Source organism: Metabacillus herbersteinensis, assembly GCF_042433335.1.
In the GTDB taxonomy this organism is placed as follows: Bacteria; Bacillota; Bacilli; order Bacillales; family Bacillaceae; genus Metabacillus; species Metabacillus herbersteinensis.
Map to the genome: position 1 here is coordinate 139602 of NZ_JBHLVO010000001.1, position 15025 is coordinate 154626.

A 15025-nucleotide genomic window follows, 5' to 3' on the forward strand; every position below is an offset into this window, starting at 1 on the left:
TTCCTCCTATATGTGTTCAATCATTTGATACATTGGTAATAGCATGGACAAATATACGACTAGAATAATGATCCCTACTAATGCAAAGATGGTTGGTTGGACAATTGAGATGGCTTTAATTACTTTGTTTTCTAGTTGATCGATTACAAACTGACTGTAGGTATAAAGCTCCCGTGGTAGCTGACCATTTGCTTGACCATGTAGGATTACATGGGCCAATTCTCTTTCAAAAAACGGCCGTAACTGGATTATTTTATCTAAACGATCTCCTTTCTTAAGACGGTCGATTAAATATCCTGCTTCTATTCTGTAAAACGGAAGAATACTTTGAGATTCAAAGATTTTTAAACTATCAAACGTTGATAAGCCTCCTCTTAAAAGGTTACTTAGCTGCAAGGCGAAAAAATAGCTTGTGAACATTTTAATCGTTTTCTTCAGGATCGGAATTTTTAACAAAAGCAGCATTTGCTCGTCAGCTTGTTTTTTCTTAAAAAAAGCAAAGTAGTAGATTGTGAATAGGATGACCAGTATTAGTAACAAGATTAAACTTAACTTTGATAGGTCAAAGATGATGAGAAGAAAGAGTGTAGACAGCGATGGCTCTAAACGCATTGACTGGTACAGTTGTTGAAACTGAGGAGAGATGACAGACTGAACGATGCTTACGATAATCACAACAGTAAAGATTAAGAAAAGAGGATAACGTAGGATTTTCTTTAGTTTTTCAACTTGAATCGTTTTTTTATTGAGCATATCACTGCCCTCTCTAAGGGCAAATTCCATATCCCCATGCTGTTCAGCAAAATAAAGATAGCTAATTACGTCACGATGGAATTTGAGCTCTGTTAAAGCATAGCGAAAGGAGTTACCAGAGGATAAGTGTTTGATACAGGAAGATAAGTCTGCTTTTTTTTGACCTTTTTCGTTAAGCTCAAGAAAAACTAGCGCTTCATTTAAGGTATAGCCTTTTTCTAATAAGTTACTAAGTCTTCCCAATATCAATGCTTGCTCCTTAATAGCCCAAGATTTAATCATCGTAATGATACACCCAGCGATCATAGGATTGTGGATAAAGATATCCGAGTGCAATTCCCTTTCTGATTACATCTTTAATCTTCGGGTAGTGGTATAACGAATCTTCTCCTTTGGCCTCTTTGATAACGGCAGACAGATTTTTCCCATATAATAGTTCATAAATACTTAGCCTCCTTTTTGTTCTCATTTTTCTACAAAATGTTGAACATTCTCCTTCACAAAAAGGACACTTCAGCTGCACTAGCCTTTGAGCAGAGATCGCGATCAGGGTTTGTTCTATTTCTGAAAGACTCACATCAAATTCTAGAAGCCGATAAATCGCACCTTTTGCGTCCCTCGTATGCATTGTACTTAATACTAAATGTCCGGTTAAAGACGCTCTAATTGCAATCTTAGCCGTCTCAGAATCCCGTATCTCCCCTACCATGATAATATCTGGATCGTGTCTTAAGATAGCCTTCAAACCGGCTGCGTAAGTAATCCCCGCTTTTTCGTTTACCTGAACTTGCAGAACCTCAGAGCTCTTCGTTTCCACTGGGTCTTCAAGTGTAATGATATTTCTTTTAAAATGTAGCTTGGCATAATGAATGAGTGAATACAGAGTTGTCGTTTTTCCTGATCCAGTTGGTCCAGTGAATATCATCAATCCATGTGAATGATTTAAGATCGATAATAATTTTCTTGTTGTCGCTGGGAAAAGAGAAATTTGTTCTAATGAAGGAATTTTCTCCTGAGGTAGAATTCGTATAACCAAGCTTTCTTCAAAAATGGTTGGTAACGTCGAAAGTCGAAGGTGAACATTCACATTCGTCGTATTCAAAGAGAGCGAACCATTTTGTGGACGACGTCTTTCTCCTATATCCATCGAAGCTAGAAATTTCAAATGTGAAATCATTCGCTCACAAACTTCTTTTCGCATCGTCTGCTTCTCAATTAAATCATCATCAATCCGATACTGAATAATCGCATCGTTATCCCTAGGGACAATGTGTATATCAGAAGCATGCAAAGAACACGCCTCCTCAATCAACCGCTCACTCAAAACCTCAATCGCCTGCACAAGACTAACCTCCTTTTGTCAATGTAAAGCGATTGTACACAACAACCAAAAATTCGTCACACAGCTAAAATTTTGTTTTGCGCCACTTTCTGAACCAGTTTTTAAATTTCCTCTTAGAAGAAATTCAGTTTTTATTATAAATCCGCTCACAAAAAGCAAAAACAGTACAATTTAAATCCCGTACATCCGGCCATAGTCTTTTAACTTTCCGCTTAGATGATTTCAATCTATAATAATTCCTCACAATATAAAACAAAAACCCCCTCACCAAGGAAAACGCCTTGCCGACCAACGGCAAAAGTAACATTTTTTTGTTTTTCTACACGATGTACAGCTTGGATAACTATAAAACATTAATTCACTCACGTTATTTCCTCCTTTAAATTTGGTCCTTTTTTTGGTAATAAATGATATTAATAAGCGTTTTCATCCAGTTAAACATATTGTATATTCTTTGTATAACTATTGCACATTAATTTACCTCGTAATATTTGAACATTTTTTTACAACTTTTTATTCTTAGGCAGTTTGATGTTTTTCACTAGAAACGTGTATTTACAATTGCATGAATGGTACATTATAATAAGTAAAGTGACGGACTTGTATATCAGACACTTTATGACTGAATACGCAGCAGCTTATGTTAAAGTCGACAAAGGAGGGATACATATGGATCGTATGTTCCGAGTGTTAGGTTTCTGGACCGGAATTTTCGCAGTGATGTTCTACCTTGGTGGAATGAATACAACATCTTTACTGTTTTTCGGCCAAACTGGATTTTTCGTAATCTTATCTTATCTAAAATTATCTGAACGCATGTACATTTATATTTTCGGTGCTTATTTAACCGTTTTCTTCATTGGGTTTTCGTACTGGACAACATTTATGATGATCCCTGGTCAAGGTGGGGGACACTGAGTTATAAAAAAGAGTCAACTCGTATAAACGAGTTGACTCTTTTTTTACGATATAATATCTTCGCGTCTAACTGAAACTCCCTTACTATGAATCATTACATCAAATGCAGAGCTTAATCCGCCTGACATGATTAGTGAACGTATGGATCGATTTTGTTTGCTTTGTGGAGAAAATGGATCTCGGTTGTTTGTATCTTGTAGTAAGTCTAAAACTCCAGCATTGACTAAAAATTCATCCTGCTTTTCATTTACAATCAACTCCCAGGTAAAGAGAGAAGCTTTAGATCTGTATGCATCTAAATGAATGTGAGTGGTTAAATCCATGTTAAAAGGGTGTTGTAAGGGATCTTGTATCATTCTATGCTTGTAGTAGCCACGCAAACTCCCATTATGATGAACTGGATGTGACCATTCCTCATTAGTGTAGCCATAGTCAACTGTGATAATCAACCCGCTTTTTATCTTCTGATCGATCACATCTAGAAGTTCGAGCATTTTCAACGGTATTTCAATCCGCTGTCCTTCATTTATCTGCAGCTTTTGCCAGATTAAATAATTTTTTATTTCCTCATTCGCAAGAGGTAAACACTGTTCTACCACTGTATCTTTTTCACCTATCTCAATCCAAACTTCAAACAACTCACCGTTTCTTTTTTCAATTACGTGTACTGGCAAAGCATCGAATAATTCATTTGAGAAGAAAATTCCGTTAAACGAAGCTTCTAACTCTTCTAGTCTCTCTAGGAATTGTATCGATTTCAACCCAGAATTCTCTCTTTGTAATTCGAGGTGAAAAGGACTTTTGTCAATGACAGTAACTTCTAAAATCTCATAGGTTTTAGGTGATTGTTTTTTCCACTCACTTAGAAAAGAACTAAGAAATTTTCCAGTTCCTCCACCGATCTCACAAAACGCAGGCTCTATCAAACTCTGTTCAACTAGTGAAATAAATCTTCTAGCAAATACTTTCGCAAAGCAATCAGAAACAGAGCTTGATGTATAAAAATCGCCTTTAGGCCCTATCTTATTTTGATTTTTCGTGTAATAACCGTGCTCTGGATCATATAAAACAAGGTCAATATAGTCTGAATATGTTATTGAACCTCCACACTGAATTATTTTTTCAAACAAGAGCTTATTCATTGGCTTAGAAACCATTTAAATACGGATTACTCTCCATCTCAAATTCAATCGTTGTTTCAGGTCCATGCCCTGACAAGACGATTGTGTCTTCTGGTAGAGTAAGAAGCTTGTCATGAATACTTTTAAGCAGTTGATCATGGTTACCACCTGGTAAGTCAGTTCGTCCGATGCTTCCTTCAAAAAGTGCATCACCTGAGAATACTAACCTTGCATCCCTTGAGTAAAAGGAAACACTTCCTGGTGAATGACCTGGCGTTTCGAAAACTTGTAGAGTAAAAGCACCTATTTGCAAATCACCTTCAGCTTCTATAAGATGATCCGCATCACGTGAACTAATTTCATGCCCGATAAAGCGCTGTGAGCCATTAAGGGCTGGACTGGTTAGCCACTTCTTTTCATTTCTATGTATGTATACTGGAATTCCCCATTGGTTTCGAACGTCTTCTACTCCGCCAATGTGGTCGAAATGTGCATGAGTTAATAAAATTGCTAAAGGTGTTAACTTTTTTTCTTTTAAATAGGTGTTCAGTCTTGAACCTTCACTTCCTGGATCAAAAATAATACATTCGTTGTTTTCATTTGAAAAAAGATAACAATTTGTTTGAAGTGGACCTAGTGGCATCCTCACCCATTTTGTTTTCATATTGCACCTCAATTGAATTAATTTTCTTTCTATTTTACACTATTACTAATAGATTAGACATTATTGTGTACTAATTAAAGGGGCTGCGTAAATGAACATTCTATTTGGGGTAGAGCTAAGTGGGGCAACTTCTCTAAATTTCAATCTTCTATTAAGGATAAAAGAAAAAGTTCGCATAGTTGATCACGATGATACAATTGTGATTGTTTCATCGTTTTTTGAAGCTGAACGACTAAAAAGTTTATTCGAAGAACAGACTATATTTGAAGAACAACATGCACTTGTTTTACTAGATAATCCTGAGGTTACAAGTCTGTATTCCGATTATGGTTTTAAATCGCACGCTAATAAAATTTATTTATTTCAAGAGTTAGTCCAATCGTTTACAATAACAGCAACCGATCCTGTCCAAGAAAAAATGGCATTGCTTCAATTTGAAGAACACCTTATCGCAAAGGACGGTGCACTCCTTTACATTGATTCTCAATTCCTTAAGCTTGTTCAAGGAATTGCCACAGCCTATTCCATTGGCGTTACATTTTCGCCTCGACAAATGGCGTAAAATTGATTAAAATATTAGAAGGACTTAGTTTGTATCATGTACATCATTTAGTTGATCCAACTTAGGAATGATCTACATATGGTAAGGGGGCTTATTTAATGGGTATAGTCGTTATTTTTGCACTTGTGACAATATTATCGGTGTTTGGTTTACTCCGTTCACTTAAAGAAAAAAATGTAATGGGCATTTTCTTTGCATTCGGAACACTTGCTGTTTTCGGATGGTTCACAGTTATGACATTACTTAACAGCGGATTTCCAACAGTACATTAAAAACCTTGGCTATACTGCCAAGGTTTTTATTTTACCGTCATTTTAAAAGGTGCCGTTCTTTTTAATTTGATTATGAACACTTTCCATTTTACTTTCCATTGTGGAGGTTCTATCTCTTCGGTCATCAATTCGAATATTTGTTGCGACTCGCATGATTCCTTTATTAAATGGGGCTTCGTGAATCGCTTGAATCACTTCAAATAAAGTAGGCAATTCTCCCTCAATGATTGTATTCATTGGTGTTAATTGATAGTTTATTTTTCCTTCAACTTGATACGTTTGTAAGATATGTTGGATATCGGCAACATATTCACTCACGCTTGGAGTTGAAGTACCAATGGGTATGATCGTTACATCAACAATTGCCATGTGTATAAGTCATCCTCTCTTATGATAGCTCTACTAGTTCTTTAATTTCTACATCTTCTATTATAATTACTTTTTCAAAGCGTGCACCATATAAAGCAAATTCCCCACTTGGAGAAAGTTTAAACGGAAGGTTCTCTATTTCGTTCAAAATCGTCTTTGTTTCACTTTTTTCGATATTAAAAGAGTTTAGATCAAAGGTAGTACCAGTATCGTTAGCTTGTAGTGTATAAAAAATTCCACCTACATCGCTATAGTCGTAATATGGAATCAGCCATTCTGAAAAAAGTGAAAGTAGTGGAGTTTCGAGCTTTGCCACTTCAGTAGTCGTTGTTAAATCATAAAAGCGGTAGATTCCTTTATTGTTTGATTGTTCACTTCGTTCGATTGTAATCATTGTGTCTCGATAACTATGGTGAGAAATGATATTTTCTGAAAGCAGTGTTTCTTTTTCATTATTAAGATCATAAATGTACAAAGGAGCTGAAAGTGAAGGTTCTTCTTCATTCCACTTTAAATAGGAAAATTGCTTTTCATTCATCCATTGTACAAATGGTACTGAGATTGAATTTTCACTAACGGTTCCATTATCAAGATCAATAATCATCGTATTAAAGGACCAATCCTCTGAAAAGGATGTTACATAAAGTTGATTTGAATTTGTTTGATTCCAGGTATACTGAAGTTCAAATGAAGGTATTTTTTGATAGAATGTTTCGTTTGCATCTTCATCTAATATGATAAGTTCAGCTTCGTAACTCGTTGGACTTGTATGTACTAAAAACAAGCTATGATCTTCGTTTGCTTCAAGTTTTATGATAGGTGCATCACTTTCATAAAAGACATTATCTTCACCTGTAAAAAGATGATAGGTGTGAATGATGGATCCTTCACTAGATTGGGTGATATAAAAAATTGTTTCATCATCCTTCCAATCTGCGACAGAGTGAAAGGACTGTTCTTCTAGCTTTATGGGTAAAAGAGACTGTTTCCCAAAAAGGGACGTAGAGGCTGAACGTTCTTCCAAGTTTGTATCTCGTATAGTTGAAAGATTTGTATCATCATTTGATGGTTGAGAGTGCTGGCAGCTGACGAGAAAAAGGCTACAAAATATTAGCATTGTCGTAAAATTTCTTAATCTCATCACTAATTCTCACCTCTACTGATAGTATCTATAGGTATGACGTGTTTAAAACAAAAAAGTTTCAGCTTTTACATATATAATCCAGAAAAAAAGATTCCTTTGCTTTTTTGATAAATTTCTTCAAATTGAGTAAGTGGTAAAGGGTTGACACCGTTTCCTAATTCAATTGTAAACCCAGGTCGGCCCCATTCATTTACAAACCAATCTCGAAACCCTGCATGACTATCAATATGTTGAATGGCTTTGTAGCCACTCAGCTTTTCAAACTCTTTTACAATCACTTCAGCTTCTAGTGGCTCTTTATTCATATAACCCCAGTAAATCTCCTCCCCTTGCGTATGGAAGGCAAGAACTCGATCAAAATTTCCCTTTTTCAATAAGTTAGCCATTGTGATTGCTTCTGGCTCAGTTAAGGGAGCATCACCTGGATAATCTCTGGGAGCTGGTGACTTAGGAATTTTTCTTTCCTTTTCAATTTCCCAATTCGCAGGGTATTGGTTATTTAAGTCAATTCCACAAATATTTGCTTTCCATTGTGAAAAATCGAGTGACCCCTCATTAATCATTAATGCTTTTGCTCGGGCTTCATCGTTTTCTGGGAGACCATTTAACACTAAGTCTACGCCATCTGGGTTGACCATTGGAACGAAAGAGAGGGTTGTTTGAGTGTACAACTGAAATAATTCGTCTTGAGTTGTGAGGCCCCTTACATACTCTTCTAACCACTTCATCATAATAGCAGATGTAATCCATTCATTGGCGTGAAACGAACCATTCATATGGACTCGTTTTGGACCTTTACCAATTGACAATTCAATAATCGGCTTTCCTAATACACTTTCCCCAATTGTTTCTTTCTCAATAAACGGAAAAACCTTCACTAAAGTGTCAACATCATTGTAGAGTTTCGTTGAAGTATAGGCTTTTTTTGTTTCAAGGATTGTCGCACCTTTCATGATATCCCCTCCTCGTTAACTCTCTAATAACAGCTTATGTGGGCGATAAGAGAAAGTTGTTATTAGAAGATACTAAGAAATTAATAATTTTAAGGGTAGTATATATGAACAAAAGCGCAATCACCTTAATTTCCTTTACATAAAAAAAGCTTTGACCTAATGGCCAAAGCTTTTTTTATTAGTTCTCATTTGTTTTTGCTTGCTCTTCTTTCGTTCCTTCTTGTTCATAGAAACGAAGTAAGTCACCATAGACAATTTGATCTGAGTAGTCTAATTCTTGCTTTGCTTTTTCCATATATGGTTCACATGCAGCTTGATCTGTCGGCTCTCCAGTACCTTTGTCATAACACTTTCCATCTGTATACACATTGTTCTCTGTAATAAAGCTTCCATCACGTAAAACAGTGAATGATAACTTTTCATCAGATAATGCATCTGAACCAAACTGAATTTGATCTTCTGTGCCGACACCAAGTAAGTTCATGATTGTAGGACGAATATCAACTTGACCCGCAACTTTTGAAATCGTTTCTGGATTCTTATCTGTTACACCTGGAATGTGAACAACAAATGGTACTTTTTGTAGTTCTATCGATTCAAATGGTGTAATTTCTTTTCCTAAGAATTTCTCCATTGCAACATTATGGTTTTCCGAAATTCCGTAGTGATCTCCGTAAAGAATGATAACAGAGTTCTCATACAAACCGGCTTCTTTAAGTTCTTCAATGAAGCGTTTAAGAGCTTCATCTTGGTAGCGAACGGTTGGGAAGTAACGATTTAATGTTCGACTGTTTGAATCAAACTCATCAATCATTTTATCCTCTTCACCTAGTTCGAAAGGGAAGTGATTTGTTAAGGTAATAAATTTGCTGTAAAACGGCTGTGGTAAAGTTTTCATGTGTTCTACAGATTGTTCAAAGAACTCTTTATCCTTTAAACCCCAACCAATTGAATTTTCAGGTGTTACTTCATAATCATCTACATCAAAGAATCTGTCATAACCAAGTGCTTGGTACATAATGTCTCTGTTCCAGAAGCTTTTGTTGTTTGCGTGGAACACAGTAGAATAATATCCATGTTCCTTTAAAATTTCTGGTGTAGCAACATAATCATTATTACTATTTGTAAAAAAGACTGCACCACGACCTAATGGATATAACGCATTATCAACGATAAATTCAGAGTCAGACGTTTTCCCTTGACCCGTTTGGTGATAGAAATTGTCAAAGTTATAGCTTTCTTTAATGAAGTCATTCATAAACGGTGTGATTTCTTCTCCATTTAATGTTTCATTCACAACAAAGCTTTGAGTTGATTCAAGAGAAACTAAGATGACGTTTCGGTCTTTTGCAATACCGAATAACTCTTCATTAGGATCCTTTTCATTTGCATTTACATAGTTCTCAATTTCAGTAAGACTATTGCTATCCGCTAATGCACGTTGTGCGGAAGTTTTAGACTGAATAACTGCATCATAAATATGGAAGTTATAAACACTGATATTTTTCACTAATACTTCTCTGTCGAACGAACGAGTCAGAAGCTGTGGTCGCTCTGTTTCTGCTAATCCTAAGTTGAAAAAAAACACGGCAGCTACTAATAAAAAGTAAGCTGACTTTTCTTTTCTAGTCATTCTTACATCTGAGCTAAGTGATGGCTTCTTCAATAACCAAAAAAGAATCGCTAAGTCAACGAACATCAATAAATCGGCTGGTTGAAAAAGACTCGTAATACTACTTCCTAGGTCACCCATATTACTTGTTTGAAATAAAACTGGGATTGTTAGGAAATCATTAAAGAATCGGTAAAAAACCATATTTGCAAGAAGTACGCCTGTTACAAGGATACTTGCACCAAATATATAACGATTACGACTCTTTTCCTTCATAAATAAGCCAATACCAAAAATCAGTAGTAAAAAGCTTAACGGGTTTATGAATAAAATAAATTCTTGTGTGAAATTTTCTATTTTAATATCAAAGCTAGTTTTATAGACTAAGTAGGTTTTGATCCACAAAAATACTGTGGCAAGAAGCAAAAATGAAATTTTTGAAAATGTTTTTTTACGCATAAATAGTACCTCCTCTTCCGGTATAACAGTGAACTTTTTTTATATTTAATAACTACCATTTATTAGGTTGGCAATCGAACAGCTAAACCATATCTTAATACTTCTTTAACAAAAAGCAATAATAATTAATATTACCATTACAATAACATGCTAGAATTATAATGTTCAGCTTATTCCGTTTACCCTATTATTAGACGCATTAAACTAAAAAAAGTTTCATTTTCTTCTAAAGTAAAAATATTGCCAATATTATAAAAACGATTAAATCGATTCTAACAATAATTATAATCGAAAGAACAAATGTACTAAAACCATTAGTAAAGGAGCTCCCTCTTGGAAGCTCCTTTTTACTATGTGTTATAATCTAAGATTTATTAGTGTTTCATTAAATTGGTTTTTGCTAGCCATGCGCCTCCGATGACGCCCGCATCATTGCCTAATGTTGCAATTGTTAACGTTGCTCCCGCCGCTACTCTTGGGAAGGCAAATTGATTAAAGTAAGACGTTACTTTTTGAAGTAACAGATCTCCCGCTTTTGAGACACCGCCACCGATAACGATTTTTTCTGGATTTAGCCCGTTTGCTAAATTGGCTAAAACTAATCCTAAATGGAATGTCACATAATCGACTACTTCTCCTGCTAGTATATCTCCGTTTTCTGCTGCAAAGAAAACATCCTTCGCTGTTAACTCAGAATTTTTTTCAATAATTTCCCGAAGTACACTAGATGTATTGGTACTCTCCAGCTTTTCCTTTGCTATCCTTACGACACCTGTTGCAGATGCGATTGTTTCAATACAGCCTGTCTTTCCACAATTACATGGCGCTCCACCCTCTGGAATCGAGGTCATATGGCCAATTTCTCCGCCTGCTCCATTCGTACCATGAACAACTTCACCATTTGAAATAATCCCACCACCAACACCTGTTCCAAGTGTTACACAAATTAGATCCTTTGCACCATCTCCAGCACCCTTCCACATTTCTCCGATTGCTGCCATGTTCGCGTCGTTGTCAATAACAGCTGGTAACGCTGTTTCAATTTCTAAGTGATCTTTTAGGGGATAGTTTTTCCAACCTAAGTTAACGGTTTCATAAACGAGCCCGGTTGTTAAGTTTACAGGACCAGGAGCACCCATTCCAATTCCCGCTAACTTTGATTTAACTTGACCTAGTTCAATAAGCTTCGTATCAATGGCTTTCGCTACATCTGTTGTAATTTCTTTTCCACTCTTATCAGTTGGAATCTCCCATTTTTCAATGATTTCTCCATAGTAATTTATAAATGCCATCTTAATTGATGTTCCGCCTAAATCGACCCCAACCAACCATTTCTCATTCATATTATTCACCCTTTTCTTCCTATATAAATACACGATGTTTTTAGAAACCGTTTTCACGGTTAGGTATTCCTTACTGTCTTTCTCTTTTACCTAGGAGAATTTGTGTTTCTTGCCTTAATAAAAGAATAGCCATTTGAAATTCTTTTGTTTCGATCATCTGTAACTCATACAATTGTCGTACTTCTTCTTCCATAAGCTCTAAATTCGCTACACGGTCACCTATGTAAACAATGGTACCGAATCTTTTTAATAATTGTTGGATATCATAAATTGTTTTCAAAAATTCACCTTCTTTTTAACCTAGAAGAACATTCTACATTTTAAAGTATAAAGAATTTGACCATAACGTCAAGCAAGCTAGAAAGTTAAATCAAAAAAACCAGCACCTGCTAAGCAGCGCTGGTTATCGATCTGGATCTTGTGGGTTTAAAAAGGTTGGACGCCTATTTTTAAGAGGTATTGGTGATCTTAATAGAACATCTCTTAGTGCACGATAATTGAATGGAATAAACGGCCATAGGTATGGAACATTAAACGATTTAAGTCTAGCAAGCATAATTATCCATAATGTGATTACACCAATAAGACCGAACACTCCTAGGAAACCTGTTGCCAGTAATAACACGATCCGGAAAATCCGATTTGCTAAGCTTAGTTCATAACTAGGCGTTGCAAATGTACCAATTGCAGCAATTGCCAGGTACAAGACTACCTCGTTTGCAAAAAGGCCTACCTCAACTGCAACTTGGCCTATCATTAAGGCAGCGACAAGCCCTAATGCCGTGGCTAAGGATGAAGGTGTGTGTATGGCAGCCATCCTTAGTATATCTATTCCTATTTCAATCAACACAAACTGTAAGAGCAATGGAACTTCCCCTGGATCTGTAATTCCTATGTATTCTAATCCAGCAGGTAAGTATTCAGGATGTTCAGCAAGCAAATACCAAAATGGTAACAAAAAAAGGGAAGCAAGAACTGCCGCAAACCGCACAAAGCGTAAGTATGCCCCTGTAACTGGCTTGTTCCGGTACTCTTCTGCATGTTGAAGATGATGCCAAAACGTTGTCGGTGTTATAAGAACGCTCGGCGAACCATCTACAAACAGCAAAACATGACCTTCATAGAGATGGGCTGCTGCTGTATCTGGCCGTTCCGTGTACCTTACTAAAGGATAAGGGTTCCAATGATGACCTGAAATGAATTCCTCTACCGTTTTTTCTGCCATCGGAAGACCATCGGTATCAATTTTCTCTAATGATTTTTTTAAGTCTGCTACATGACTTAAGTCTGCGATATCCTCTAGATAACAAACAACAACATCAGTTTTTGAGCGTCTGCCAACTTGCAGATATTCCATTCGAAGCGAACGATCTCTAACTCGTCTTCTTGTTAACGCAGTATTAAAAACAATCGTCTCAACAAAGCCGTCTCTTGATCCTCTTACCACTCTCTCCATATCTGGTTCTGCTGGTCCTCGAACTGGATAGGTTCTAGCGTCAACTAAAATGACTTGATCAATCCCATCAACAACTAGTGCGGTGGGTCCTGCTAAAACAGTATCAACTACCTTATTTAAATCATCTGTTTTATCAATTTCAACGTAAGGTATATACGTTTTTAGTAACTTATCCAGTGTATTTTCTTTCAGCTGTTCTTCAGATAACGATGACAAATATTTCATTAGATAATGCAAAATATCATCTTTTACAAAGCCGTCGACCAAAAACAAAGCCATTTTTCGTTCTGCATACTCCAAGTCCAACTGAATAACATCAAAACTTTTTTTTACTCCGAGTCGTTCTGATAAGTACGATAGATTTTCATCAATTTGTTTCGATACAGGTTCCTTCTTTTGATCATAGCTCATTGGGCTTCTCCATTTCGGGTAAGAGATTTCCTTAGCCATCATCGACGAAAAAAAGCGAAAACATACCCGATCTACACGTATTACAAGGAATTGGTCATCGAACGATATTGCTGTAATTGAGTTTCTGTTTGACTTTTACCGTAACCATACATTGAGGTTAAAAGGAAAATGGTTAGAGCTATCGCAATCGCTCGGAGTATGAATTTATTTTGTTTTGGCAGTTGAACGACTACCGCAGCTAAAAATCCGCCGATTAAACCTCCTAAATGACCAGCGTTATCGATTCCTGGTATAACAAAGCCTAATGCGAGGTTTATTCCGACAACAACGAGAATGTTTGAGCCAAGCGTTCGGAAAAATAACTTTGGTAAAACGATTCCTAAATATAACAAAGCCCCAAAGCAACCAAATATCGCACCTGATGCACCTGCCGAAACTGAGGGACTAAATGCAAAACTTGCTATCGTTCCTGCAACACCTGCTAGTAGGTAGATCACTAAAAAGCGTGTAGAACCATAGATTTTTTCAACAGCAGATCCTACGTACAAAAGGGCTAGGCTATTCATAAACAAATGAAGCATACCAATATGTAAAACAATAGGAGTGAAAAAGCGCCACCACTCTCCCTCTGCAATCAAAGGATTAAATTTCGCCCCAAATTGAACCAATGTTTCTGTATTCGTACTTCCCCCATAAAACTCGAGCAGCAAAAACATAAAAACTTGAAGTCCTATAAAAAAGTAGGTGAACAAAGGTTTACCATATTCAAAAACTTTTCTTTCTTCCTTCACTCTTTGATTTGAGTAACTAAGAACTTTAAATTTGAGCTTTTGAACTTCATCAAACCCTACTTCTTTAGTTGGTACAAGATCTCTAACTTTCTTTTGAAGGAAATTTTCGAGCTCTGGAAACGGTTCTTGAAATTTATTTTCTTTATCCATAAAAACTGACGTTACAGTTGTTTTACCAGTTTGTTGATCTTTAAATGGTTCTGACAATCCAAGTGGAAAATCATCAACAGGTGGATAGGTTGAAATGTAGACATTCAAAACATGAAATGAACGTTTTTGACTTTGTTTTCGTAGAGACTCAAAAATAGTTGCAGCCTCTTCAAGGTCATTTGCAAGCCAATTTCCCCAATCAACATCATAGCGCTTTAATCTAAGAATTCCATATTGTTTATTTTTCCTCGGCTCAAGCCAAACTTCGCGTTGATCTTCTGACAAACGGATAATGTTAAATTGTTGCTTTATCACAAGCTCATCAACCATCTGCCAAAAAAGATAGTCCTGCTCCATCACCATAATATCCGTCCTGACTTTTTTTCATTATTATAACAAGGTAGCTCTTCTAATAGAAAGTATCCTGCTCTCTTGGAATATGTCACGACAAAAAAATCCGCCCATCACTTGCAAATGGACAGATTCTTTCAAGTTGAACTTATTGAAAAGCACGATTAACAAAACGATCTCGTAAAAATGGAATTCTCATTGAAAGCTGAATAAAATATCGACGAATTTCCGGTTGTCCTAAAACGAGGTTAACGATTTTGTAACGGAAACGATAGATAGCCAACGTTCCAAAAATTAAAAATAACAGCCTATTCATACTTTGCATCATATTAATCCCTCCTACCTTTACTTTTT

General features: G+C 36.2%; 16 protein-coding genes. 3 read left to right on the plus strand and 13 right to left on the minus strand.

The window, feature by feature from the left end; all coding sequences use genetic code 11:
* Positions 1-6: 6 nt before the first annotated feature.
* Together comGB and comGA are read right to left on the minus strand one after the other, a co-directional pair.
* Entirely contained in the window at positions 7-1035 is a 1029-nt protein-coding gene (comGB, locus tag ACFFIX_RS00735; RefSeq protein WP_378929460.1) for a competence type IV pilus assembly protein ComGB, read from the minus strand.
* Complete coding sequence (comGA, locus tag ACFFIX_RS00740) at positions 1028-2095, minus strand: competence type IV pilus ATPase ComGA (protein ID WP_378929463.1); 1068 nt, start codon at positions 2093-2095, stop codon at positions 1028-1030. Before comGA ends, comGB begins: the two co-directional genes overlap by 8 nt.
* Before the next feature lie 669 nt (positions 2096-2764).
* Between comGA and ACFFIX_RS00745 the strand changes: the two genes are divergently transcribed.
* The gene (locus tag ACFFIX_RS00745; RefSeq protein ID WP_378929466.1) at positions 2765-3013 is read left to right on the plus strand and encodes a DUF2626 domain-containing protein; all 249 of its coding nucleotides are present in this window, start codon (positions 2765-2767) and stop codon (positions 3011-3013) included.
* A gap of 44 nt (positions 3014-3057) precedes the next feature.
* Here ACFFIX_RS00745 and ACFFIX_RS00750 read toward each other — a convergent pair whose 3' ends face one another.
* The gene (locus tag ACFFIX_RS00750) at positions 3058-4155 is read right to left on the minus strand and encodes a class I SAM-dependent methyltransferase (protein WP_378929469.1); all 1098 of its coding nucleotides are present in this window, start codon (positions 4153-4155) and stop codon (positions 3058-3060) included.
* 4 nt (positions 4156-4159) lie between these two features.
* Complete coding sequence (locus tag ACFFIX_RS00755; RefSeq protein ID WP_378929472.1) at positions 4160-4798, minus strand: MBL fold metallo-hydrolase; 639 nt, start codon at positions 4796-4798, stop codon at positions 4160-4162.
* Positions 4799-4889: 91 nt separating this feature from the next.
* Between ACFFIX_RS00755 and ACFFIX_RS00760 the strand changes: the two genes are divergently transcribed.
* On the plus strand, positions 4890-5360 hold the full coding sequence (locus tag ACFFIX_RS00760) for a hypothetical protein (protein ID WP_378929475.1): 471 nt from the start codon (positions 4890-4892) through the stop codon (positions 5358-5360).
* 98 nt (positions 5361-5458) lie between these two features.
* Positions 5459-5632, plus strand: coding sequence for a DUF2759 domain-containing protein (locus ACFFIX_RS00765; RefSeq protein ID WP_378929478.1), 174 nt, complete (start codon positions 5459-5461; stop codon positions 5630-5632).
* A gap of 42 nt (positions 5633-5674) precedes the next feature.
* On the opposite strand, the gene ACFFIX_RS00770 is transcribed toward ACFFIX_RS00765, so the two are convergent.
* The 9 genes from ACFFIX_RS00770 to yqgO all read right to left on the minus strand — a co-directional run bounded on the left by ACFFIX_RS00770 (position 5675) and on the right by yqgO (position 14999).
* The gene (locus tag ACFFIX_RS00770; protein ID WP_378929481.1) at positions 5675-6001 is read right to left on the minus strand and encodes an MTH1187 family thiamine-binding protein; all 327 of its coding nucleotides are present in this window, start codon (positions 5999-6001) and stop codon (positions 5675-5677) included.
* Positions 6002-6020: 19 nt separating this feature from the next.
* Complete coding sequence (locus ACFFIX_RS00775) at positions 6021-7142, minus strand: YqgU-like beta propeller domain-containing protein (protein WP_378929484.1); 1122 nt, start codon at positions 7140-7142, stop codon at positions 6021-6023.
* 68 nt (positions 7143-7210) lie between these two features.
* The gene (locus ACFFIX_RS00780) at positions 7211-8098 is read right to left on the minus strand and encodes a M14 family metallopeptidase (RefSeq protein WP_378929487.1); all 888 of its coding nucleotides are present in this window, start codon (positions 8096-8098) and stop codon (positions 7211-7213) included.
* 178 nt (positions 8099-8276) lie between these two features.
* On the minus strand, positions 8277-10169 hold the full coding sequence (locus ACFFIX_RS00785) for an LTA synthase family protein (RefSeq protein WP_378929490.1): 1893 nt from the start codon (positions 10167-10169) through the stop codon (positions 8277-8279).
* 374 nt (positions 10170-10543) lie between these two features.
* On the minus strand, positions 10544-11512 hold the full coding sequence (locus tag ACFFIX_RS00790) for an ROK family glucokinase (protein ID WP_378929493.1): 969 nt from the start codon (positions 11510-11512) through the stop codon (positions 10544-10546).
* A 70-nt stretch (positions 11513-11582) separates the two neighbouring features.
* Positions 11583-11792: a YqgQ family protein gene (locus ACFFIX_RS00795; RefSeq protein WP_378929496.1), complete on the minus strand. Its 210-nt coding sequence runs from the start codon at positions 11790-11792 to the stop codon at positions 11583-11585.
* 123 nt (positions 11793-11915) lie between these two features.
* On the minus strand, positions 11916-13379 hold the full coding sequence (locus ACFFIX_RS00800) for a spore germination protein (protein WP_378929499.1): 1464 nt from the start codon (positions 13377-13379) through the stop codon (positions 11916-11918).
* An 80-nt stretch (positions 13380-13459) separates the two neighbouring features.
* Complete coding sequence (locus ACFFIX_RS00805; protein ID WP_378929502.1) at positions 13460-14683, minus strand: rhomboid family intramembrane serine protease; 1224 nt, start codon at positions 14681-14683, stop codon at positions 13460-13462.
* 136 nt (positions 14684-14819) lie between these two features.
* A complete protein-coding gene (gene yqgO, locus ACFFIX_RS00810; RefSeq protein ID WP_378929505.1) occupies positions 14820-14999 on the minus strand; it encodes a protein YqgO in 180 nt (59 codons plus the stop codon).
* Between the last annotated feature and the right edge of the window lie 26 nt (positions 15000-15025).